At 33.7% G+C, this 22,283-nt stretch carries 23 protein-coding genes; 10 read left to right on the top strand and 13 right to left on the bottom strand.

What is annotated here, in order from left to right:
- Positions 1–4: 4 nt before the first annotated feature.
- On the top strand, positions 5–454 hold the full coding sequence (locus tag Q0783_RS02395; protein WP_298892980.1) for a YHS domain-containing (seleno)protein: 450 nt from the start codon (positions 5–7) through the stop codon (positions 452–454).
- 94 nt (positions 455–548) lie between these two features.
- On the opposite strand, the gene tyrS is transcribed toward Q0783_RS02395, so the two are convergent.
- Positions 549–1,841, bottom strand: a complete 1,293-nt coding sequence (gene tyrS / locus Q0783_RS02400) for a tyrosine--tRNA ligase (RefSeq protein ID WP_298892982.1) — start codon at positions 1,839–1,841, stop codon at positions 549–551.
- Between the two features lie 86 nt (positions 1,842–1,927).
- Here tyrS and Q0783_RS02405 point away from each other — a divergent pair, with 86 nt between their 5' ends.
- Positions 1,928–2,944 (top strand): NAD-dependent epimerase/dehydratase family protein, encoded by a 1,017-nt coding sequence (locus Q0783_RS02405; RefSeq protein WP_298892984.1) that lies wholly within the window; start codon positions 1,928–1,930, stop codon positions 2,942–2,944.
- 7 nt (positions 2,945–2,951) lie between these two features.
- Here Q0783_RS02405 and Q0783_RS02410 read toward each other — a convergent pair whose 3' ends face one another.
- Together Q0783_RS02410 and Q0783_RS02415 are read right to left on the bottom strand one after the other, a co-directional pair.
- Positions 2,952–4,298, bottom strand: a complete 1,347-nt coding sequence (locus tag Q0783_RS02410) for a dihydroorotase (protein ID WP_298892986.1) — start codon at positions 4,296–4,298, stop codon at positions 2,952–2,954.
- Position 4,299: 1 nt separating this feature from the next.
- Entirely contained in the window at positions 4,300–5,025 is a 726-nt protein-coding gene (locus tag Q0783_RS02415) for a polyprenol monophosphomannose synthase (RefSeq protein WP_298892988.1), read from the bottom strand.
- Positions 5,026–5,188: 163 nt separating this feature from the next.
- On the opposite strand from Q0783_RS02415, the gene Q0783_RS02420 reads away from it, so the two are divergent.
- Together Q0783_RS02420 and Q0783_RS02425 are read left to right on the top strand one after the other, a co-directional pair.
- The gene (locus Q0783_RS02420) at positions 5,189–5,842 is read left to right on the top strand and encodes a DUF4271 domain-containing protein (protein ID WP_298892990.1); all 654 of its coding nucleotides are present in this window, start codon (positions 5,189–5,191) and stop codon (positions 5,840–5,842) included.
- Between the two features lie 16 nt (positions 5,843–5,858).
- The gene (locus Q0783_RS02425) at positions 5,859–6,611 is read left to right on the top strand and encodes a uroporphyrinogen-III synthase (RefSeq protein ID WP_298892992.1); all 753 of its coding nucleotides are present in this window, start codon (positions 5,859–5,861) and stop codon (positions 6,609–6,611) included.
- 80 nt (positions 6,612–6,691) lie between these two features.
- On the opposite strand, the gene pckA is transcribed toward Q0783_RS02425, so the two are convergent.
- Positions 6,692–8,299: a phosphoenolpyruvate carboxykinase (ATP) gene (gene pckA, locus Q0783_RS02430; RefSeq protein WP_298892993.1), complete on the bottom strand. Its 1,608-nt coding sequence runs from the start codon at positions 8,297–8,299 to the stop codon at positions 6,692–6,694.
- Between the two features lie 60 nt (positions 8,300–8,359).
- Positions 8,360–8,755, bottom strand: coding sequence for a DUF423 domain-containing protein (locus Q0783_RS02435; protein ID WP_298892995.1), 396 nt, complete (start codon positions 8,753–8,755; stop codon positions 8,360–8,362).
- Positions 8,756–8,847: 92 nt separating this feature from the next.
- Between Q0783_RS02435 and Q0783_RS02440 the strand changes: the two genes are divergently transcribed.
- Together Q0783_RS02440 and Q0783_RS02445 are read left to right on the top strand one after the other, a co-directional pair.
- Positions 8,848–10,212, top strand: a complete 1,365-nt coding sequence (locus Q0783_RS02440; RefSeq protein ID WP_298892997.1) for a saccharopine dehydrogenase C-terminal domain-containing protein — start codon at positions 8,848–8,850, stop codon at positions 10,210–10,212.
- A gap of 12 nt (positions 10,213–10,224) precedes the next feature.
- Entirely contained in the window at positions 10,225–10,695 is a 471-nt protein-coding gene (locus Q0783_RS02445) for an Lrp/AsnC ligand binding domain-containing protein (protein WP_298892999.1), read from the top strand.
- A 66-nt stretch (positions 10,696–10,761) separates the two neighbouring features.
- Here the strand turns inward: Q0783_RS02445 and Q0783_RS02450 are convergent, their stop codons facing one another.
- The 3 genes from Q0783_RS02450 to Q0783_RS02460 form a co-directional block, all read right to left on the bottom strand.
- Positions 10,762–11,532: a T9SS type A sorting domain-containing protein gene (locus Q0783_RS02450; protein WP_298893001.1), complete on the bottom strand. Its 771-nt coding sequence runs from the start codon at positions 11,530–11,532 to the stop codon at positions 10,762–10,764.
- A gap of 74 nt (positions 11,533–11,606) precedes the next feature.
- Positions 11,607–12,419, bottom strand: coding sequence for a T9SS type A sorting domain-containing protein (locus Q0783_RS02455; RefSeq protein ID WP_298893003.1), 813 nt, complete (start codon positions 12,417–12,419; stop codon positions 11,607–11,609).
- Between the two features lie 63 nt (positions 12,420–12,482).
- Complete coding sequence (locus Q0783_RS02460) at positions 12,483–13,007, bottom strand: tail fiber protein (RefSeq protein WP_298893005.1); 525 nt, start codon at positions 13,005–13,007, stop codon at positions 12,483–12,485.
- Positions 13,008–13,189: 182 nt separating this feature from the next.
- Between Q0783_RS02460 and Q0783_RS02465 the strand changes: the two genes are divergently transcribed.
- From Q0783_RS02465 to Q0783_RS02475, 3 genes are all read left to right on the top strand, one after another.
- Positions 13,190–13,600 (top strand): hypothetical protein, encoded by a 411-nt coding sequence (locus tag Q0783_RS02465; protein WP_298893007.1) that lies wholly within the window; start codon positions 13,190–13,192, stop codon positions 13,598–13,600.
- 607 nt (positions 13,601–14,207) lie between these two features.
- Positions 14,208–15,014 carry a sensor histidine kinase gene (locus Q0783_RS02470; RefSeq protein WP_298893009.1) on the top strand — a complete coding sequence of 269 codons (807 nt, stop codon included), beginning with the start codon at positions 14,208–14,210 and terminating at the stop codon, positions 15,012–15,014.
- Entirely contained in the window at positions 15,004–15,681 is a 678-nt protein-coding gene (locus Q0783_RS02475; protein WP_230934255.1) for a response regulator transcription factor, read from the top strand. Before Q0783_RS02470 ends, Q0783_RS02475 begins: the two co-directional genes overlap by 11 nt.
- Positions 15,682–15,737: 56 nt before the next feature.
- On the opposite strand, the gene Q0783_RS02480 is transcribed toward Q0783_RS02475, so the two are convergent.
- The 5 genes from Q0783_RS02480 to Q0783_RS02500 all read right to left on the bottom strand — a co-directional run bounded on the left by Q0783_RS02480 (position 15,738) and on the right by Q0783_RS02500 (position 21,277).
- A complete protein-coding gene (locus Q0783_RS02480; protein WP_298754319.1) occupies positions 15,738–16,463 on the bottom strand; it encodes a Bax inhibitor-1 family protein in 726 nt (241 codons plus the stop codon).
- Between the two features lie 96 nt (positions 16,464–16,559).
- Positions 16,560–17,255 (bottom strand): zinc metallopeptidase, encoded by a 696-nt coding sequence (locus Q0783_RS02485; RefSeq protein WP_298893011.1) that lies wholly within the window; start codon positions 17,253–17,255, stop codon positions 16,560–16,562.
- A gap of 85 nt (positions 17,256–17,340) precedes the next feature.
- Positions 17,341–17,856, bottom strand: a complete 516-nt coding sequence (locus tag Q0783_RS02490; protein WP_298893013.1) for a hypothetical protein — start codon at positions 17,854–17,856, stop codon at positions 17,341–17,343.
- A 41-nt stretch (positions 17,857–17,897) separates the two neighbouring features.
- A complete protein-coding gene (locus Q0783_RS02495) occupies positions 17,898–18,260 on the bottom strand; it encodes a hypothetical protein (protein WP_298893015.1) in 363 nt (120 codons plus the stop codon).
- An 8-nt stretch (positions 18,261–18,268) separates the two neighbouring features.
- Positions 18,269–21,277: a class I tRNA ligase family protein gene (locus tag Q0783_RS02500; RefSeq protein ID WP_298893017.1), complete on the bottom strand. Its 3,009-nt coding sequence runs from the start codon at positions 21,275–21,277 to the stop codon at positions 18,269–18,271.
- 122 nt (positions 21,278–21,399) lie between these two features.
- On the opposite strand from Q0783_RS02500, the gene Q0783_RS02505 reads away from it, so the two are divergent.
- Complete coding sequence (locus tag Q0783_RS02505) at positions 21,400–22,278, top strand: permease-like cell division protein FtsX (protein WP_230934261.1); 879 nt, start codon at positions 21,400–21,402, stop codon at positions 22,276–22,278.
- The last annotated feature ends 5 nt before the right edge of the window (positions 22,279–22,283 follow it).

Below are 22,283 nucleotides of genomic sequence, written 5' to 3' on the forward strand. Positions count from 1 at the left end.
GCAAATGAAAACAAAATTATTTAGTGTTATCTTTTTCTTCGGAATGATAACCACATTCGCACAATCTGTAGATTACAATACGAAGAAAGACTATGTAGCCAAAGGTTATGATGTTGTCGCTTATTTTAATAACCAAGCCATCGAAGGTGACAAAGCATATACAACCACTTATGATGATGTAAAATTTAAATTTTCTTCAGAAAAAAACCTGAATACATTTAAAAGCAATCCAGAAAAATACGTTCCGCAATATGGTGGTTACTGTGCTTACGCTATAGCTGTTAGTGGCAAGAAGGTAGACATTAACCCAAAGACATTCGAAATTAGAGACGGTAAGCTGTATTTATTCTATAATGCTTGGGGAAATAACACATTAAATTCATGGAAAAAAAATAATGTGAAAGGTTTACAAATAAAAGCCGACAAAAATTGGGAAGCTATGAATTTAGACTAGTAGTTTAGAGTTCTATGAAAAAGAAGGATTAGCTTCTAATAATAGTTGATTGGTTAATGTTAAACGTCCCGTTGATTGCGGGACGTTTTTCTATTTAATGCACTTTGATAATATACGTGTTCTTTTTTCCTTTATTAAGAATGATATAAGTATCATTAATGAGATCGTCTTCAGATAACTGGTAATCTTCTTTTACCTTTTCTTTATTTACTGATACAGCATTTTCTTTTAAAGCACGACGTGCTTCGCTATTAGACCCTAGGAAATTGGTCTTAGCAGCTAAAGCGCCAATCATATCTAGTTGAGAAAGTTCATCTTTAGAAATTTCAGCTTGAGGCACACCTTCAAATACATCTAAAAAGGTTTTCTCATCTAAGGTTTTAATATCTGCTTTAAAGGTTTTACTAAATAAAATATTAGATGCTTTTTCAGCATTTTCAAAATCTGCTTTAGAATGAACCATTGTTGTTATCTCTTCAGCTAAACGCTTTTGTAAACCACGTTGATGAGGAGCCTCTTGATGCGTCTTAACAATATCCTCTACCTCTTCTTGAGTTAAAAACGTAAAGATTTTGATATACTTTTTAGCATCTTCATCACTAGAATTCAACCAGTATTGATAAAATTTATATGGAGAGGTTCTATTGGCATCTAGCCATACATTTCCTCCTTCAGACTTTCCAAACTTAGATCCATCACTCTTGGTTATTAACGGACAAGTAATCGCAAAGCCTTTTCCTTGAGCAATACGTCTTATCAATTCTGTTCCTGTGGTGATATTTCCCCATTGATCACTTCCTCCCATTTGGATCGTACAATCATTAGCTCTGTATAAATGTAAAAAATCATATCCTTGAACCAGCTGATATGTGAATTCTGTAAAAGACATTCCGTCACTAGATTCTGAAGAAATTCTATTCTTCACAGAATCTTTAGCCATCATATAATTTACAGTAATATGTTTCCCTACATCACGAATGAATTCTAAAAAAGAAAACTCTTTCATCCAATCGTAATTATTGACCAATTCAGCAGCATTAGCAGTATCACTTTCAAAATCTAAGAAATGTGCTAACTGATTTTTAATTGCTTCTTGGTTATGACGTAGCGTTTTTTCGTCTAATAAATTACGCTCACTCGATTTACCAGAAGGATCACCAATCATTCCGGTGGCGCCTCCAACTAAAGCAAATGGTTTATGACCACAGCGCTGATAATGCGCCAATAACATGATAGGTACTAAATTTCCAATATGTAAAGAATCTGCTGTTGGATCAAAACCAATATAGGCAGATCGCATCGCTTCCATTAAATGTTCTTCGGCTCCAGGCATGGTTTGATGAACCATTCCTCTCCATTGCAATTCTTCTACAAAATTCTTTATCATAATAAGTGTATTAGTAATCTTCCGCAAAGATAGATTTATACCTCTAATCACAAAAAGACAATCGAAAAAAAGCGTAATTTTATGCTATGATTTTAGTCACAGGTGGTACAGGTTTGGTTGGTTCTCACTTATTATTCAAATTGGTGAGTGATAATCAATTGGTAAGAGCCACATACAGAAGAGCTCATAAATTAGACGCTGTAAAGAACGTATTTGCTTATTATACAGATGATGTAGACACACTTTATAATAAAATTGAATGGGTTGAAGCAAATATCAATGATATTCCTGCTTTAGAAATTGCTTTTGATGGTATTACACATGTTTACCATTGCGCTGCATTTATAAGTTTTGAGCCAAACCGATACAAAGATCTTCGAAAAACAAACATCAAAGGCACTGCCAATATAGTCAACCTGTGTATTTCAAATTCAATACAAAAATTGTGTTACGTAAGCTCTATCGCTGCCATTGGACAAGAACAAGATGCTGAAACTTTGATCAACGAAACTACAGATTGGAATCCAGAAAATGACAATAGTGTTTATGCCATCACTAAGTATGGTGCCGAAATGGAAGTATGGAGAGCCACTCAAGAAGGCGTCAATGCTGTAATTGTCAATCCTGGTATTATTTTAGGACCAGGCTTTTGGAAAGGTGGTGGTAGTGGCAGTTTATTTAGACAAATTTACAAAGGGTTAAACTATCATACTCAAGGAACTTCAGCATATGTAGATGTTTGGGATACGGTTTCTATTATGATACAATTAATGAATGGTTCTACTAAAAATGAGCGCTTTATTGTGATTTCAGAAAATGTATCATTCAAAACCTTTGGGCATAAAGTTGCTAAACAATTAAATGCAAAACCTTCAACCAAGGAAGCTACACCTTTTTTACTATCTGTAGTTTGGCGATTGGATTGGGTCAATCACAAATTGTTTGGCAAACGTAGAAAATTATCAAAACAATTGGCAAAGTCTATTTCAGAGAAAACGATTTATGACAATTCTAAGGTGAGAACTGAACTCAACTTTAAATTTCAACCTATTGATGAATCAATAGCAAAGGTTTCTCAATATTATCTAGATGATTTAAAATAAATCTTATTTATCTGTCAAATGTTAATCGCTTGGCCGCTTTTACATCTAAGACTTTAAAATTATTATAGACTAAAGTTCCATTTAATAAGGTATGTGTTATTCGAGATTTAAAAGTAGTTCCTTCAAAAGGTGACCATCCGCAATGGTATAGAATATTCTCTTTTTTAACAGTCCATGGATTATTAATATCTACAATAACTAAATCGGCATAATACCCTTCTCTAATATAACCTCGTTTTTCAACTTGAAACAATATAGATGGATTATGTGCCATTTTTTGAGCGATTTTTGGCAAAGAAATTTTATCGTTATGATACATTTCTATCATTGCCACCAAAGCATGCTGAACTAACGGTCCGCCAGATGGTGCTTTTGTATACACATTACTTTTTTCTTCAAGAGTATGTGGTGCATGATCTGTGGCAATTACATCAATTCTATCATCTAAAAGTGCCTTCCAAAGTTGGTCTCTATCCTTAGCTGTTTTCACTGCAGGATTCCATTTAATATGCGTGCCTTTTTGTTTATAATCTTCATCGCTAAACCAAAGATGATGAATACACACCTCGGCAGTTATCTTTTTATCTTTTAACGGAATTTTATTACTAAATAAATTAGTTTCCTTGCCTGTTGATAAATGAAATACATGCAATCTAGCTCCAGTTTTTTTGGCCAATTCAATCGCTTTAGAAGATGATAGATAGCAAGCCTCTTCACTTCTAATGATAGGATGTTTTTCAATAGGAATATCGTCACCATATTCATCAATATGTGCTTGCATATTTTTCCTAATGGTAGCTTCATCTTCACAATGCACAGAAATCACCATATCAGTACTACTAAAGATTTTCTCAATTACTTTTGGATCATCAACTAGCATGTTTCCTGTTGAAGACCCAAGAAACAGTTTTAATCCAGCAACAGTTTTAGGATCGACTTTAAGGATTTCATCCAAATTATCATTGGTGCCTCCAAACATAAATGAATAGTTTGCATATGATGTATTTGAAGCAACTTCAAATTTTTCCTCAAGTTTGTCTACTGTTGTGGTTTGAGGATTTGTATTGGGCATTTCGATGAAAGAGGTAATACCTCCTGCAATGGCTGCTTTAGATTCTGAGGCAATATTTCCTTTATGAGTGAGACCCGGTTCTCTAAAATGAACTTGATCATCTATAACTCCAGGAAACACATAATTGCCTTCAGCATCAATTACAACAACATCGGCCGATTTTGCACTTATTGTTTCAGAAATTTCTTTGATAAATTCGCCTTCAATTAAAATATCACCTTCAATGATTTTATTATCATTTACGATTTTAGCATTTTTAATGAGTATGATTTTTTCTTGCATCTTATTTAGCAAATAAACTTTTAAACTTCATATTAATAACTCCAAAAATAGCTTCAGAAATAATACTTCCACTCATTTTAGATTTTCCTTTTGTTCGATCCGTGAATACAATCGGAACCTCAACGATATTAAACTTTTTAAGATAAGCTTTAAACTTCATTTCAATTTGAAAAGCATAACCAACAAATTTAATTTTATCAAGGTTGATAGTTTCTAGTACATGTCGTTTATAGCAAATAAAACCAGCTGTGGTATCATCTATACGCATCCTAGTGATAAATTTGACATATTTAGAAGCGAAATATGACATCATCAGTCGTTTCATATCCCAGTCAACTACATTCACTCTATTATCTATATAACGAGAACCTATGGCCATATCTGCACCTTCAACAGCACATGCATTATAAAGATGAATAAGATCATCGGGATTATGTGAGAAATCGGCATCCATTTCAAATATATACTCATAATGTTTTAACAAACACCATTTAAATCCAGCAATGTAAGCTGTACCGAGTCCTGTTTTATTAGCCCTTGACAACAAGTGAAGCCGATTAGGGAATTCATTTTGAAGCGCTCCAACTTTTGCACCTGTATCATCTGGAGAATTATCATCTACAACTAGAATATCAAAAGCTTTATCTTGAGCAAAAACAGCTCTTATGATTGCTTCAATATTTTCTATTTCATTATAGGTTGGTATGATGACAATAGCATCTTGCATCGAGAGTTATAATAGTTTTTAATGTTAGTCAACGACAAAAGTAAGTGTTTTATGATTTAAAAATAAGGCTTAAAATCATAAACATTGTTAATCTTACCTTATTGATTTGAAGTTGCAGAATATAAGACACCTATTCATCAAATATTCTTCATAGTTTTGTAGTATGCTCAGAGATGTGATTTACAACGATTGGTTTACAGTTTTTCTAATTCTTGGCCTTGTCTTTATTACCTTATCCAAATATGTTTTTGCACATAGGTTTAAAGACTTTTTGGCTGTTATTGGTAACTCTAAGTATTTAAAAATCTATGCTAGAGATCAAAAATTTATTGATGGATTTGATGCACTTCTTTTTTTCAATGGCATTATTTCTGTTTCTATTTTTGCATTCATCAGTTATTCTACCTTAGTCAATCCTTCAGAATTTGACCTTAATCTCTTTTTCAAGCTATTATTTGGTGTTGGTGTTTTGTTTTTAATTAAGATCCTATTAGAACGATTAATTGGTAGTCTTTTTGAGATTGATGAGCTTATAGATTCATATTTATTTCAAAAAACAACATTTAAAAACTATACTGGTTTTGTCTTATTTCCTATTAATTGTATTTTGATTTACACCTTAAGCCCTTCAAAAACGATTATATATGTTGTTATCTGCATTATGGTCTTAATTAATTTGATAGGATTTATTTCTTCCTTCAAGAATCATCAAAAATTACTTTTAAATAACATATTCTATTTTATTTTGTATCTTTGCGCACTTGAAATTGGACCCTATCTAATTTTATATAAGTTAATTAAAGATTTCAACGCTTAAAAACACTTTAAGGAATATGACGAAAGTGAAAACGATTTTAGTATCTCAGCCAGAGCCTAAGATAGAAAATTCACCTTACTTTGATCTTCAAGAAAAGCAAAAGGTAAAAATAGATTTCAGACCATTCATACACGTTGAAGGTGTAGAAGCCAAAGAGATTAGGCAACAAAAAGTGGATCTTTCTAATTACACTGCTATCATACTAACTAGTAGAAACTCGGTAGATCACTTTTTTAGAGTTGCAGATGAAATGCGATTTAAAGTTCCAGATGCGATGAAATATTTTTGTCAATCTGAAGCTGTTGCATATTACCTTCAGAAATATGTAGTATATAGAAAACGTAAGATATATGTAGGTAAACGCACATTTAAAGATTTATCGCCATTAATCAAGAAATATAAAGAGGAGAGTTTCTTACTTCCAACAACTGATAAATTAAAACCTGAAGTTCCTGAAATTTTGGACAACTTAAATGTGAAGTGGAAACAATCGGTTTTTTATAAAACGGTCATCAGTGACTTATCAGATTTGGCAAATGTATACTATGATATTTTAGTGTTTTTTAGTCCTTCTGGTATTGAATCTTTGTTTCATAACTTTCCAGAATTTAAGCAAAATGACACACGTATTGCTGTTTTTGGCAACACCACGATTAAAGCTGTGGAATCGCATGGTTTAAGAGTAGATATTTCTGCTCCAACTCCTGAAACACCATCAATGACTATGGCTTTAGAGAAGTATATAGATAAAGTTAATAAAGGAAAATAATTCTTTTAGATATAATAACGTACAAAAAAGCGTCCCGATAAATTTATCGGGACGCTTTTTTATTTATACTGATTTCTAGATTACTTTAAAGGTGCTCCTGCCATTATTTCTGCATTTGCAAACTCTTCAAATTGTTTAAAGTTATCTCTAAATGATTGTGATAATTTAGCTGCTGTCTTGTAGTAGCCTTCGTCGTTGTTCCATGTTGATCTTGGACTTAAGACTTCTGTAGGTACATTTGGACATGTTCTCGGCTGCTTCACTCCAAATACAGAGTGAATATGATAATTATCCTTATTTGCTGCTTCAAGACTTCCATTCATTGCAGCACTAATCATTGCACGCGTATATTTTAATTTCATACGTGAACCAACACCGTAAGGACCACCAGTCCACCCTGTGTTTACCAACCAAACATTTACACCAGCTTCTTGCATCTTTTTACTTAGCATTTCAGCATATTTCGTTGGATGTAAAGGCATAAAAGGCGCTCCAAAACATGCAGAGAAACTTGGTAATGGTTCATCAATCCCTGCTTCAGTTCCTGCTACTTTTGCTGTGTATCCTGAAATAAAATGGTAAGCAGCTTGTCCTGGAGTTAACTTAGAAATTGGAGGTAATACACCAAAAGCATCTGCAGTTAAGAAAAATATATTTTTTGGGTTCTTTCCTATTGATGGTACTCGAATATTATCAATATGGTGAATTGGATAACTTACTCTTGTATTTTGTGTGATAGATGTATTAGCAAAATCCACTTCTCCATCATCATTCATGACAATATTCTCAAGAATGGCTCCTTTTTTAATAGCGTCATAAATTTCTGGTTCTTGCTCTTGTGATAAATTAATCACCTTGGCATAGCAACCACCTTCAAAATTAAATACGGTATTTTCATTAGTCCATCCATGTTCATCATCACCAATTAAACTACGGTCTGGATCTGTTGATAGGGTTGTTTTACCTGTTCCTGATAAACCAAAAAAGATGGCAGTATCTCCATCTTTTCCAACATTTGCACTACAATGCATTGGTAAGGTATTCTTATACACTGGAAGAATAAAGTTCAATGCAGAAAAAATACCTTTTTTAATTTCTCCTGTATATCCTGTACCACCAATAAGTGCAATTTTCTTTGAAAAGTTTAAAATCGCAAAGTTATGTTGTCTTGTTCCATCCACTTCAGCATCAGCCATAAAACCTGGCGCATTAATAACGGTCCATTCTGGAGAGAAATCTTTTAACTCATCTTCAGTTGGTCGTAAGAACATATTGTAAGCAAACATGTTACTCCATGGATATTCATTAACCACTCTAATATTAAGTTTATAATCTTCATCTGCACATGCATAACTGTCTCTTACAAAAACTTCTTTACCTGATAAATAATTAGTGACTTTATCATATAATTTATCAAAAGCATCGGGTTCAAAAGGAATGTTAATATTTCCCCACCAAATGCGATCTTTTGTAATATCATCTTTCACAATAAATCTATCTTGAGGAGAGCGACCTGTGAACTCACCTGTTCTAACAGCTAAAGTACCTGATGATGTTTCTTGACCTTGTCCTTTAGAGATTGTAAATTCCTGCAGTTCGTCTGGAGACAATTGATATCTTACTTGAGCATTTTTAATTCCGTAAGTATCTAACGAAATCGTTTTCGTTGTATGTGTATGGTTTACCATAATTTGTTTGTGTTGTTTAAAGTGCAAAATTAAACATTATTTTAAAGTAGACTGCTAATTTTAAGATTTATCGGTCTTGGTTTTCAAAAAGTTTATCAACAAAATAAACCAAGCCATAATTAATAGTAATCCACCAATTGGAGTAATGAAACCTATTTGTTTAAAATCAAAGCCTGAAAGCTCATTTGTAGCTAACCCATAAATCGAACCTGAAAAAAACAAAACACCTAATAATACCAAATAAAAAATGATCTTTTTTGCTTTTTGGTTCAATGCCGAATAACTTCCTATAAATAAAAGAAATAAAGCATGATACATTTGATAACGTACTCCTGTTTCAAAAGATTGTTGAGATTCTACCGAAATAATTGATTTTAAACCGTGTGCGCCAAAAGCTCCTATAACTATAGCTATTAGACCTAAAACACATCCTGTAACAAGAATTTTTTTGTTCATATATAAATTGACTTTTGGTTTTTATAACCCTTACTATTTAGTAAATTCGTGCTGAATTTATCTTAAAACAAAATTACTCAACTCAACCCATTATGCGAAAGATTTTAGTCATAGGTTCAGGAAAATCTGCATCTTACCTCATAAAATACTTATTAGATAAATCTATTGAAGAAGAACTTCATGTCATCGTAGGTGACATCAACATACTAAACGCTAAAAAATTAATTGGCGATCACGAAAATGCCAATGCGATTACTTTGGACGTTTTCGATAAATCATCTAGACAAACTGCTATTGAAAATGCAGATATCGTTGTATCTATGTTACCTGCGAGGTATCACATAGAAGTTGCAAAAGATTGTATCACCTTTGGAAAAAATATGGTTACTGCGTCATATGTAAGTGATGACATGCAAAAACTCAACAAAGCGGTAACCGAAAAAGGATTAGTATTTATGAACGAGATAGGTGTAGATCCAGGCATCGATCACATGAGTGCTATGCAGGTTATTGATAATGTCGTTGATAAAGGAGGGAAAATGGTGCTTTTTGAGTCGTTTACTGGTGGTTTAGTAGCACCTGAAAGCGATAATAATCTGTGGAATTATAAGTTCACATGGAATCCTAGAAATGTTGTTGTTGCAGGACAAGGAAGCGCTGCAAAGTTTTTACAAGAAAACGCTTATAAATATATCCCATATAATAGATTATTTAGAAGAACAGAGTTTTTAGAAATTGATGGTTTTGGGCGTTTTGAGGCGTATGCCAATAGAGATTCTCTTAAATATCAATCTGTTTATGGATTAGATGATATTAAAACCTTATATCGAGGCACTATGCGACGTGTGGGATTTAGCCGTGCCTGGAATATGTTTGTTCAATTGGGCCTAACAGATGACAGCTACACTATTGATGATAGTGAAAATATGAGTTATCGCGATTTTGTCAATGCTTTTTTACCATACAGTCCTACAGATTCTGTAGAATTAAAATTTAGGCATGCGCTCAAAATAGATCAAGATGATATTGTTTGGGACAAGCTCGAAGAATTAGATCTGTTTAGTAAAACCAAAATGGTTGAACTCAAAAAAGCAACACCAGCACAAATTCTTCAGAAGATATTAATGGATAGTTGGACTCTTAAAGAAGAGGATAAAGATATGATTGTTATGTACCATAAGTTCGGATATGAACTTAATGGCAAGATGTATCAAATTGATTCCACTATGGTTACTATTGGAGAAGATCAAACCTACACTGCAATGGCTAAAACTGTTGGTTTACCTGTAGCTATTGCCACATTAGCGATTTTAAACGAAAAGATTACGACACCTGGTGTTCAGATTCCAATTACAAAAGAAGTTTATGAACCTATTTTAAAGGAGTTAGAAGATTTCGGAATTCAATTTTCAGAAAAAGAAGTTCCTTATTTAGGATATAACCCTTTAAACATATAAGATGTATTGCTTATGAAAATGGTCAATCAAAACATACAAATTGATGGTATCGATAAAAAGATACTACGTGCATTAATGGCAGATGCTAGAACACCAATTTTAGAAATTGCACGTTTGGTTGGTATTTCGGGAGCAGCCATACATCAAAGATTAAGAAAGCTTGAGAAATCTGGATTAATTTCGGGTTCTAAGTTTGTTATCAACCCAAAGGTCTTAGGGTATACAACGATGGCATTTATTGGAATATACTTAGACAAGGCCATTAGTAACCCTGAAGCTGTAAAGCAATTACAAAAGATCCCTGAAGTTTTAGAATGCCATTATACCACAGGGAATTGGAGTATTTTTATAAAGATTCTTTGTAAGGACAATGAACATTTAATGCATGTTCTTAATCGTGATATTCAATCAATTACTGGTGTTTCAAGAACAGAAACCTTTATTTCCTTAGACCAGCAAATTGAACGTCAAATCAAAATATAATTGACTTTTAATTTATAAAAAAAGCGACCATAAGAGGTCGCTTTTTGCTTTAAGATTGATTGGTTATTATTTGATCGTTAACTTCTTAGTAATAGAATTACGTTCTGAAGAAATAGTTACTAAATACAATCCTGATGACAATACCGAACTAAAATCCAAGTCTTTATCAGTCGTAATTCCTTCTAAATTTTGAGTCGTGATTGTACGACCATTCAAATCAGTTACCACTACTTTTTCTAATACAATACCCGAATTTTTAATGGTAATTTTTCCTTCTGAAGGGTTTGGAAAAATATCAATACTTTGCTCTAAAGACACATCCTCTGTACTTAAGGTATCAAGTATTTCCACATTAATATTATGGAATCCAAAGTCGTTTAAATCATCCGTATCGGTAGGGTTGATTTTAATCTGCGTAATACTCAACGCATTTGCAGCATTAGTAATTGTCAATGATCCTGCACCTAAGGCATAAGCTGTAGGGCTAGAGATGACTTCATCATCTTGATTAGTTACTGAAATTGTACCAGCTCCCAACGTATCATAGTCAATACTATTCAGGTTGAAATTAGTTGGCATTCCGTTTTTTGTAATGCTCAATCTGTGAGGTGTAAGAGGATCAATAGCACTAAGGAAGAACACAAGATCTCCGCCTCCTAAATTGTCTAACTCCTCATTTCCAGAATGATCAACAGTCAACACATAAGTGTCTGGACCGCTTACAATTGTTTCAGTAATTGTAGTGCCATTATCAGTGGCAGTATCAATAGTGAAGTTTAAGTTTTGCGCAGTGCAAAACGATGAAATCAATAAAGTTAAAATGTAAAGTTTTCTCATAATATAAGTGTTTAATAAAATAGATTTGGAAACTAAAGATAACATAATAAATCATCCAGTCTCCAATACATAGATCATTTAATAATTAATTTTTTAACGGCCGAGCCCTCCTTAGAGGAGATCGTAACTAAATATAATCCTGTTGATAGTTCTGAACTCATTTTAAGATCAAGGTCTCCAATAACTCCGTTTAGATTTTGAGTAACAATTGTGCGTCCGTTTAAATCTGAAACAACTACTTTTTCTAGAGCAATTGTCGAATTCTTTAAGGTGATGTCTCCATTTGATGGATTTGGAAAAATAGTGACATGATTTTCTAATAACGTACTTTCATCTACACCAAGCGTATCGAGAATGTCAATATTAATGTTATGAAATCCAAAATCATTTAGATCATCTGTATCTGTTGGAAAGATTTTAATTTCCGTAATATCAAAACCATTTGTTGGATTTGATATAAATAACGAACCAGCTCCTAAAGGATAAAATGTAGGACTCGAGATGACTTCATCATCTTGATTTCGTACAGAAATAGTACCAGCACCTAGCGTGTCGTAATCAATACTATTGAGCTTAAAATTAATAAGATTCCCATTTTTAGTGATTTTTAAACTATGAGGTGTAAGTGGGTCTATTGCACTTAGGAAAAATACAAGGTCGCCTCCTCCTAAATTATCAAGTTCCTCATTTCCTGAATGCGCAACGGTTAAAACATAGGTATCTGATCCATTAACAATAGTTTCGGTAATATCGGTGCCATTATCAACAGCTGTATCGATTGTAAAATTTAGATTTTGGGCTACACTACTAAAGCTTAAAAACAGCGAAAAACACCAAACCATGGTGTTCAATAGTGATTTCTTTGAATAAGTGTAGTTTGTTTTCATAATAATAGAGTTTTATAACTAATGCAGAGTGTACCATAAAGCACACTCTACATTAATAATTAGTTAGCTTCTAGGTGGGAAAATACCTTCTAAAGCGATTATATAGTTTACCCCTAAATATGGTTGCATATTATCGTGAGCCTGGTTACCACCAGTATTATTTGTTTGAACGGCATCTCCTGCCATTTTTACATTTTTGGCTGACGCATATGATCCTCCCTCTGCTGGGTAAGCATTTGTTGGATCAGTTGTTCCTTGTCCACGTCCTACCGGATTTGTAGCTTCAATTGTTCCTGTATGGCTATGCGCAGGGATTTGAGTCACGTTTAATGTCACTCTATTCTCTCCTCCTTTTTGACCAAGTGATACAGGGTCAATTCCTGGTCCATTACCTGCATGTAATGCTGCTCTACCTCTTAAATCTGGTAAAGCAAAAGTCGTTCTTCCGTCACCTCCATAAGTGGTTCCTAAAATTGAAAATAATGCAGTGTGACTTGCAATCGGTAATAATTGTCCGTCGCAAAGCGCCCAATTTCTTGGGGCGAAGTTTCCTCCAAACATCATAATTTGTCCAATGTACTGTTCCATAATAGTCTAATTTTTTATATTGATTAATAGACTACAAATGTGGCAGTAAACCACTTATTTTTTAAGCGCAAAATCACTATAAGTTAAAAACACGTAGAAATACCTGTTTTTTAAAATAGGCTTCAATTTTAATTTCTAATTGAGTAGCTTTAAGGCATATTAATCAACAAAAACTAAATATTATGAGTGCATCAAAACCCTTAACAAGAACCCTCCAAGAAGGTAAAGATTGGACAGAAAACTGGCAAAGCAAACACAAAACACTGTCTAAAGCTTTTAGAATTCCAGTCGAAGACCTAGTCGCCTGTTTTAATGAAATGAGCCTAGATTTTACCATAGATGCCAGCACTAAAAAACTACAAGTAGTACCTGGAACCTATGACTTCTCTTTAAGAGGTTATTTAGGAATTGATTATGCAGGAGAAGAAAAACTATTAATAGTTGGTACCGAAACAACAGACGGAAAACTATATAAAGATATCACTACTGTTGATGGCGGCCAATCTGCTATTTATGATTTTACAACACCGTGTCCAAATGACTGTGATACAGGTAGTTTACTTTATCACAAAATAACCTCAGAAGCCTATTAATGAAATTAATAAATGCCCTTTTTGAATACACAGGAATTATATTAATTTTTATAAATGCTTTATTATACCTTATAGGCTACAAACGTTACAAGAACGTTGTAGCCTATAAGTATTTTAGTTGGTACCTTGTAGTTTCAGCTACTATAGCAATTACTGCATTTATTCTGGCTAGTTATAAAATTCCAAACTTGTATTTATCTCATTTTTATTTTATTACTCAATTTATCTTCCTCTCTCTTTTTTATAGAGCGTTATTTAAGAGTAAACAGAAAAAATATGTCATTTATACAATCGTATTAGTGTTAGCAATACTAAGTGTTCAATATGCATTTAAACCAAGTTTATTTACCCAATTTAATTCTCTTGAGATCTTTGTTACCTCACTACCGCTAGTAATTTATTCAATAGTACACTTGTATAATTCTTTAAGTCATATTTATAAATATATTTTAATAAATGCTGGTGTCCTTGTATATATTACTTCAAGTACTCTTATCTTTATTCTAGGAAATTATTTATCTGATCTAGATTTTAATAGTGAAATAAGAAATATATATCTTATAAATAAAATTCTATATGTTGTCTATTTAACTTTAATTTTGATACAATGGAAAACGAATTTTCTGCCAGTCAAGAGCAAATCATAGGTGCACTTGTTTATAGTATCATTTTTTTGGTTCTAGTCACACTAGGACTTATCCTGTTTTTTTATTATTCCCGTAAAAAAATTATTGAAAAAGAGGTTGAAAAAGTTAATATCAAACTTGATCATCAGAAAAAAATATTACAAACGACTATAAAAGTTCAAGAAGAAGAACGCAACCGTATTGCTCAAGACTTACACGATGCTATTAGTTCAAAATTAAACGTGGTGAGCCTAACGACCAACGTATTAATTGAAGACGACACCATAAATGATGAACACAAAGATGCCCTAAATCATATTCTTGATATCACAACTCGAACCTTGGAAAGTTCAAGGAAAATTGCCCACGAATTAATGCCTCCAATCTTGGATAAGTTTGGTTTAAAAGTGGCTTTGGAAGAACTATTTGAAGAGTTTACATCAAACACCTCAATTAAAATAAACCATCATATTGAAACACTTGAACAGCTTGATAAAAATAGTGAACTTCACGTGTTCAGGATTGCTCAGGAATTGATCAATAATGCACTAAGGCATGGAAAAGCAGATCTGCTTCAAATGAAGCTTATAAAAGAAAAGCAAGGCTTTGAATTGGTTTTCAAAGATAATGGCATCGGTTTCGATGTTAATGAACATAAAAAGAAATCCGGAATTGGATTACAAAATATAAAGAGTAGAGTTGCAATCTTAAATGGGCAACTTTTTGTTGAGAGCTCGAAAAAAACAGGAAGTATATTCACAATTAATTGTCACTCTTATGGATACTAAAATCACAATCGCTGTAGCAGACGATGAGCTCTTATTTAGACAAGGGCTGATCTCAATTTTAAGTAAAGAAAAAAACTTAGACATCTTATTTGATGCTGAGGATGGGAATCATCTTATGGAGCAACTACGTTCTGCAGAACAATTACCTGAAATTGTCATCACAGATTTAAAAATGCCTGGTCTTAATGGGGTTGAAACTACCAAACTTATACGAAAAGAGTTTCCAGATATCAAGATCATAGCGCTTACAAGTTACTTTAGCAAACCATTTATTATTAATATGATCTCTATTGGAGCTGTGGCATATTTAGCAAAAAATAGCACACCAAAATTAATGCTCACAACTATTAAAGAGGTAGCAGATAAAGGGTTTTATTATGACGAGCAAGTGATGAAATTTATCCATGAAGGCCTATTAAACAATAATGATCAAGTTAAAAAATCTAACTTCGATACAACGTATTTCACGAAGCGGGAAAAAGAAGTACTGGATCTTATCTGTAAGCAATATACAACCAACGAAATTGCCGAAAAACTTTTTATTAGTCCAAGAACCGTTGATGGACATCGTAATAATCTCTTGTTAAAAACTGAAGCTAAAAACCTCGCTGGTCTAGTGGTGTATGCCATTCAAAACAAGTTGGTCAATCTAGAGGAACAGTTTTAATTGTAATAAAAAAAGCATCCTTTTCAGAATGCTTTTGTATATGTTCTTCGGAAGAATTAATCTCTAGACATGAAAATTTGTAATACATACCAAAAAAGCAACATCAACGATGCAAATAATCCTAAAGCTGCAGGTATATAGTCTTCAGTAGAGTATTTATGTACCATATTGGACGTTTGATATAAGATAGAACCACCTGCTAAAAGGCACATTGCAACAGAAAACCACAGACCAAGATTAAATCCAAAAAGCGTTCCAGCTACAATTAATCCCATAGCGATAAAGAAACCAATCATTATTCCTGTTCTTAAAAAAGAAAAATCTTTCTTGGTTATAAATACCACTGCCGATAATCCAGTAAATAAAGAAAGGGTTACAATAACTGCTTGATATAAAATATCACCACCATCATTCAAAAACGCAGTGGCTATATAGAGAAGTGGTACGAAAATAAAAGCTTCGGCTAAGATATACAGTCCATAAGCCAAGTATTGCTTATTCTTATCTGGCGTTTTCAAAGCCATTCCTTCGGCGTAATTGGTAATAAACATAAAACCACCAAGCATAATAAGCCATCGCCATCCTTGCGTCATTGATAATGCAAAATTAACAATAGTATCACTCTGTAAAAGCATCCATTCAAACAAAATAAACACGAGTACACCTCCAGCAACATGAGCATACGTCTTTTTATAGAATGCTACGCGATCAGTAGCAGACAAAGCACTAATCATCAATTTGTCATTAGTGTTTTCAATGGGGTTTTGATTGAAATTTTCCATAAGCACATTTAATTTTAGTTATATCTAAAGTAATAAAACAAAACCGAATCACGTGTAAAAAAACGTAATTCGGCTAAAATCTTATATGTATTTTCTTTAGTCGCTTCCGCCAAATACTTGAAGTGCCCAATATAAAAGTGACGCCAGTGCACCTACAGCTGCAACCAGATACGTTCTTGCTGCCCATTTCAAAGCATCTTCAGAACCTTTATACTCGTCGGGAGTCACAACATTTTTGTTCTTTAACCAAGCTAATGCTCTGTTACTTGCATCATATTCTACAGGTAATGTAATAAAGCTAAATAAAGTAGCAAATCCCATAAACACAAGTCCTGCAACTGACACCCAATAGCCTAGACCAACACCTGCAGCAGCACCTAGAATCAAGCCTCCAATCACCAACCAATGTGACATTCCTGAGGTAACACTAACAATTGGTACTAGTGCCGAACGCATTCCTAAAGCACTATACGCTTGAGCATGTTGAACAGCATGGCCTACCTCATGGGCAGCAACAGCCGCAGCTGCTGCATTACGCTGATTGTAAACCGCTTCACTTAAATTGACTGTTTTATTTTTTGGATTGTAATGATCTGTTAGCTGACCAGCCACAGAAATAACCTCAACATCCATAATACCATTATCTGCAAGCATTTTTTCAGCAATTTCTCGTCCACTCATTCCATTGCGTAACTGTACTCTAGAGTACTTTGCGAATTTTTGTTTTAATTGATTACTTACCAACCAACTTACCAATGCTATGGCACCAATTAGTATGTAATATCCCATCATTCCATTCATAATTTTTAAGAATTAAATTGTTATTAATTTATTTACAAAAAGTAAGCCAATGGTATAGTTAGAGAAATTTTGTCAGTTATTGTTTTGTTAAAATCGCCTTTTGTATGACAGTCACAGGATAATTGGTCACCTGAGGTGTGTCTTCATTGCCTTCAATGTTGGTCTTGTCATTCATATTAGAGAACACAATTTTAAACTCCATCTTATCATCATAAAACGTTTCTGTGGTAGTCAATAGACTATTTTGAACTTCAAAAACACTATATAATGTGTTATCAATATAGTTAGCGGACAATATGATACCATTATTTTCATCGATAAGAAACTCGCCTTTAGATTTATTCTTCACTCTTAATATATAATCCTTTTCAACTGGCTTGTCATTAACTAAATACACTAGTTTATAAGTGAAGACATCAAGAGAATCGGTGTCTTTAAAATGAAATTCCATAGGTATAGTCTGTTTCCCTTGTGGATTGGTAATTACCAAATCTCCTTGATATACACCTAAGTAGTCATTTGGAAACACTTTATCTTGAGCAAATGTTGACGTTCCAACTAACAGAATAACAAAAAATATAAGACCTCTCATGCTATATGTTTTAGTAAAAATAATGAAAGTTCTTAAGCTTATCAATCTTCTGAAGATACAACTGCGACTTCAAAAGCTAGATTGCTTTCAAAAAAAACAACGAGTTGCCGTTCACCAGATTTAAAGAAACTTGGGGCTTTTCCAATATCATAAGACACGTGATCCACTTCAATAAGGTTGTCTGCATCTGGGCTACCTAAAATAAAAATAACTTCTTCTTTAGTCTTTCCAATAAGTGTATCACTACTTACAATATGGTCTGCCATTTTATAACGCGTTCGCGGATTAGTAATCCATTCGTCTCTATCAAATCGTTCTTCAAAAAGCCAGATAAGAGAAAAGCCGATAACAATGGCTGCAAAAAAGAACAGCACAACCTTATCGTATTTCTTAATCCTAAACATCTTAATTTCTATCCTACTATATTAACAATTTTTCCAGGAACCACAATCACCTTTTTAGGTTCACGCCCTTGTAATTGTGCAATCGTTTTTTCATGAGCCATCACCGTTTTTTCGATATCGTCCTTACTCATATCTAAAGGTAATTCTAAAGTAAAACGCATTTTACCGTTAAAAGAGATTGGATAGTTCTTATTGCTTTCTACCAAGTGTTTCTCTTCAAACTTCGGAAATGGAGCCGTTGAGATTGATTGATCATTCCCTAATTTATGCCATAGCTCTTCAGCAATATGAGGTGCATACGGGGAAATTAATACCAATAATGGTTCAAGAATAGCCTTACTTGTACATTTTTGTTGTGTCAATTCATTGGAAGCGATCATAAAGGTCGACACAGACGTATTGAACGAGAAATTCTCGATGTCTTCTTCTACTTTCTTAATCGTTTTATGAAGTGTTTTCAAGTTATCTTTTGAAGGCTCAGCATCGCTAACCTTTACGCTATTGTCATCAACATACAATTTCCATAGTTTTTTCAAAAACCCATGAACACCAGTAATACCAGCTGTATTCCAAGGTTTAGCTTGCTCTAAAGGCCCCAAAAACATTTCGTAAAGACGCAAACTATCTGCGCCATATTGTTCGCAAATGTTATCTGGATTGACCACGTTGTATTTAGACTTGGACATTTTTTCGACGTCGCGACCGACTTTGTAAGTGCTATTTTCAAAAAGCATCGCATTATTATATTCTTCTCTCCAATTTTTAAATGTCTCAAAATCTAATTCATCCGAAGCATTTACAAATGATACATCGGCATGAATAGTCATCGGTGTATAGTTGAAAATATTCTTTATTGAAGCATTTTTATCAAACATACATGGAGGAGTCGAGTTTGGAAATTTATCAACTATCCAATCTTCAATTTCATCAATATCTATTTGATCCGTATCTATTTCATCAAATTTATCTTTAGAAATTACTAACAAGAAAGGTCTATTAACATCATCTGCTATTTTATTATCTCCAGAATTTAAATCTTCTTCAGAATTATGATTTGAAAAAGAAACCCAAAGACCATAAACAAAAGCACTCGTCCCCAAGATCATCCCTTGGTTAATCAACTTTTTAAATGGCTCGTCTACACCAACAAAACCTCTGTCATGCATAAACTTCACCCAAAAACGCGAGTACAATAAATGTCCTGTCGCATGCTCGCTTCCTCCAATATAGAGATCGACATTTTCCCAGTATTTTAATGCCTTTTCCGTAGCAAACACATCAGCTCTATTCGCAGCTTCTTCCATATATCTGAAGAAATACCAAGAGCTTCCTGCCCAACCTGGCATCGTATTTAGTTCTAAAGGAAATACAGTTGTATCATTAACCTTGTCGTTACCAACAACAGCATTACTTTCAGTACACCAAGCCCAAACATCGGCACGACCTAAAGGTGGTTCACCTTCTTCAGTTGGCAAGTATTTTTCTACTTCAGGCAATACGATTGGCAAATGCTCAAGTGCAATCATTTGTGGTTTACCATTCACATAGTATACTGGGAACGGTTCGCCCCAATAACGTTGGCGCGAGAATACAGCATCACGCAACCTATAGTTCGTTTTACCCTCACCTTGACCCAATTGCTCCAATTCGTAAATAGCACGCTTCGTCGCTTTTTTATAGTTCATCCCGTTAAGGAAATCACTATTGGCAATGACCGTATTGTCTTTATCTGAATAGGCTTCTTCGGAAATATCGACCCCTTCAAAAATATTAGGAATCGGGATATTAAAATGCTTAGCAAAATCATAATCACGTTGATCACCACATGGTACAGACATCACTGCTCCTGTTCCGTAGCCTGCTAATACGTAATCACCAATCCAAATCGGAATTGGTTCTTTGGTAAATGGATGCTCTGCATAAGCACCAGTAAAAACTCCAGAAATGGTTTTTACATCTGCCATACGATCGCGTTCGCTTCGTTTTGCTGTAGCTACGATGTAAGTCTCTACTTCAACCTTTTGATCTGCTGTAGTAATTTTCGACACGAGATCATGTTCTGGTGCTAAGGTCATAAACGACACACCATAAATAGTATCAGGACGTGTTGTAAATACATCAATAACAGCATCATGACCGTTCACATTAAAAGTTACTGAAGCACCAACCGATTTCCCAATCCAATTGCGCTGACTCTCCTTTAGCGAGTCGGTCCAATCAATCGTTTCTAATCCTTGAAGCAACCGTTCAGCATAGGCTGAAATTCTCATACTCCATTGGGTCATTTTCTTTCTAATCACAGGATGTCCTCCACGTTCAGACACACCATTTACGATCTCATCATTGGCTAAAACGGTTCCTAATGCAGGACACCAGTTCACTTCAGTTTCTGCTAAATAGGTTAGTCTGTATTTTAGCAACATATCTTGTTGTTCTTCCGAAGAAAAACCGTTCCAATCTTCAGCAGTAAACGCTGTCACATCATCATCACATGCAGCATTTATTCTCGTATTTCCTTCGGCTTCAAAAACAGAGATTAATTCGGCAATTGGTCTAGCCATATTTGAATCTTTACAATAGTAAGACTCAAACAACTGAATGAAAATCCACTGCGTCCACTTATAATACTCTGGATTACTCGTACGTACTTCTCTACTCCAATCAAATGAAAATCCGATTTGATCCAGTTGACGTCTATATGTTTTTATATTAGTTTCAGTAGTAATTGCTGGATGCTGACCCGTTTGTATAGCATACTGTTCTGCTGGTAGGCCAAAGCTATCATAACCTTGAGGATGCAATACATTAAAACCTTTATGACGCTTATAACGTGCATAAATATCACTTGCAATATAACCTAAGGGATGACCAACATGTAAACCAGCTCCACTAGGATAAGGGAACATGTCTAATACATAATATTTAGGCTTGTCACTGTTATTTTCAGCTTTGAACGTATGGTTGTCTGCCCAATATTTTTGCCATTTGGCTTCTATCTCGTTAAAATGATAACTCATGGTTTCTTTGCAAATTTAGACCGCAAATTTAAAGGTATTACAACACATTTAAAAGTTTAAGCGTTGTAAACCTTAAACAAACAAATTGTTTTTTATTTTTACATCATTAATCTGTTCTATTTATGGCGTCATCTTTTGATCAATATCAAAAACGAAAATTAATTTCCTCATACTTTTCTGTAGTCATCAGTATTGCTTTAGTCTTATTTTTATTAGGATGTTTGGGCTTATTGGTGTTAAATGCAAAAAAAGTAGCCGATCATTTTAGAGAACAAGTTGTTGTGACCATTTATTTGAACGACTCTGCAAAGGATGTTGAAGTGAATCAACTTCAAAAAAGTTTAGCCATGGCAGATTATACCAAAGAAGCAAAATATGTCTCTAAAGAAGAAGCTGCGCAAATCGTAAAATCTGATCTCGGCGAAGATTTTACCGAATTTTTAGGAACTAATCCTTTACAAAACTCAATAGATGTATACCTTAAAGCAGATTTTGTGACTAACGAAACTTTGGATGGTATTACCGCAGAGTTATCTAACAAAGCCTTTATTGAAGACATTAAATATGACAACAACCTTGTTGAATTGATGAATGATAATGTCAAAAAAATTACGTTTTGGGTTCTTATCCTTAGTGCTGTCTTTACATTAATTGCTGTGTTATTAATCAACAGTTCGATACGCTTAGCCGTGTACTCTAAACGTTTTATTATAAAAACTATGCAAATGGTAGGTGCAACGAAGCGCTTTATTAGAAAACCTTTTGTTTTTAAAAGTATTCAATTAGGAGTTATTGGAGCTATTGTTGCTTTAGTAGGAATGGGAGTTGTACTCTATTATCTCAATAAAACATTCCCGGAACTAGAATTACTTCAAAAACCTGTATTAATTAGTGCTCTGTTTATTGGTATTTTCCTTTTAGGTATTTTAATTACTTGGGTAAGTACATTTATTGCGACGCAGCGTTTCTTGAATTTAAAAACCGACCAATTGTATTATTAAATATT

The organism is uncultured Psychroserpens sp., assembly GCF_947500255.1.
Taxonomy (GTDB): domain Bacteria; phylum Bacteroidota; class Bacteroidia; order Flavobacteriales; family Flavobacteriaceae; genus Psychroserpens.

Coding starts and splice junctions, on each gene's coding strand:
- Q0783_RS02395 (WP_298892980.1), top strand. CDS start 5: ATGAAAACAAAATTATTTAGTGTTATCTTTTTCTTCGGAATGATAACC.
- tyrS (WP_298892982.1), bottom strand. CDS start 1,841: ATGATAAAGAATTTTGTAGAAGAATTGCAATGGAGAGGAATGGTTCAT.
- Q0783_RS02405 (WP_298892984.1), top strand. CDS start 1,928: ATGATTTTAGTCACAGGTGGTACAGGTTTGGTTGGTTCTCACTTATTA.
- Q0783_RS02410 (WP_298892986.1), bottom strand. CDS start 4,298: ATGCAAGAAAAAATCATACTCATTAAAAATGCTAAAATCGTAAATGAT.
- Q0783_RS02415 (WP_298892988.1), bottom strand. CDS start 5,025: ATGCAAGATGCTATTGTCATCATACCAACCTATAATGAAATAGAAAAT.
- Q0783_RS02420 (WP_298892990.1), top strand. CDS start 5,189: ATGCTCAGAGATGTGATTTACAACGATTGGTTTACAGTTTTTCTAATT.
- Q0783_RS02425 (WP_298892992.1), top strand. CDS start 5,859: ATGACGAAAGTGAAAACGATTTTAGTATCTCAGCCAGAGCCTAAGATA.
- pckA (WP_298892993.1), bottom strand. CDS start 8,299: ATGGTAAACCATACACATACAACGAAAACGATTTCGTTAGATACTTAC.
- Q0783_RS02435 (WP_298892995.1), bottom strand. CDS start 8,755: ATGAACAAAAAAATTCTTGTTACAGGATGTGTTTTAGGTCTAATAGCT.
- Q0783_RS02440 (WP_298892997.1), top strand. CDS start 8,848: ATGCGAAAGATTTTAGTCATAGGTTCAGGAAAATCTGCATCTTACCTC.
- Q0783_RS02445 (WP_298892999.1), top strand. CDS start 10,225: ATGAAAATGGTCAATCAAAACATACAAATTGATGGTATCGATAAAAAG.
- Q0783_RS02450 (WP_298893001.1), bottom strand. CDS start 11,532: ATGAGAAAACTTTACATTTTAACTTTATTGATTTCATCGTTTTGCACT.
- Q0783_RS02455 (WP_298893003.1), bottom strand. CDS start 12,419: ATGAAAACAAACTACACTTATTCAAAGAAATCACTATTGAACACCATG.
- Q0783_RS02460 (WP_298893005.1), bottom strand. CDS start 13,007: ATGGAACAGTACATTGGACAAATTATGATGTTTGGAGGAAACTTCGCC.
- Q0783_RS02465 (WP_298893007.1), top strand. CDS start 13,190: ATGAGTGCATCAAAACCCTTAACAAGAACCCTCCAAGAAGGTAAAGAT.
- Q0783_RS02470 (WP_298893009.1), top strand. CDS start 14,208: ATGGAAAACGAATTTTCTGCCAGTCAAGAGCAAATCATAGGTGCACTT.
- Q0783_RS02475 (WP_230934255.1), top strand. CDS start 15,004: ATGGATACTAAAATCACAATCGCTGTAGCAGACGATGAGCTCTTATTT.
- Q0783_RS02480 (WP_298754319.1), bottom strand. CDS start 16,463: ATGGAAAATTTCAATCAAAACCCCATTGAAAACACTAATGACAAATTG.
- Q0783_RS02485 (WP_298893011.1), bottom strand. CDS start 17,255: ATGATGGGATATTACATACTAATTGGTGCCATAGCATTGGTAAGTTGG.
- Q0783_RS02490 (WP_298893013.1), bottom strand. CDS start 17,856: ATGAGAGGTCTTATATTTTTTGTTATTCTGTTAGTTGGAACGTCAACA.
- Q0783_RS02495 (WP_298893015.1), bottom strand. CDS start 18,260: ATGTTTAGGATTAAGAAATACGATAAGGTTGTGCTGTTCTTTTTTGCA.
- Q0783_RS02500 (WP_298893017.1), bottom strand. CDS start 21,277: ATGAGTTATCATTTTAACGAGATAGAAGCCAAATGGCAAAAATATTGG.
- Q0783_RS02505 (WP_230934261.1), top strand. CDS start 21,400: ATGGCGTCATCTTTTGATCAATATCAAAAACGAAAATTAATTTCCTCA.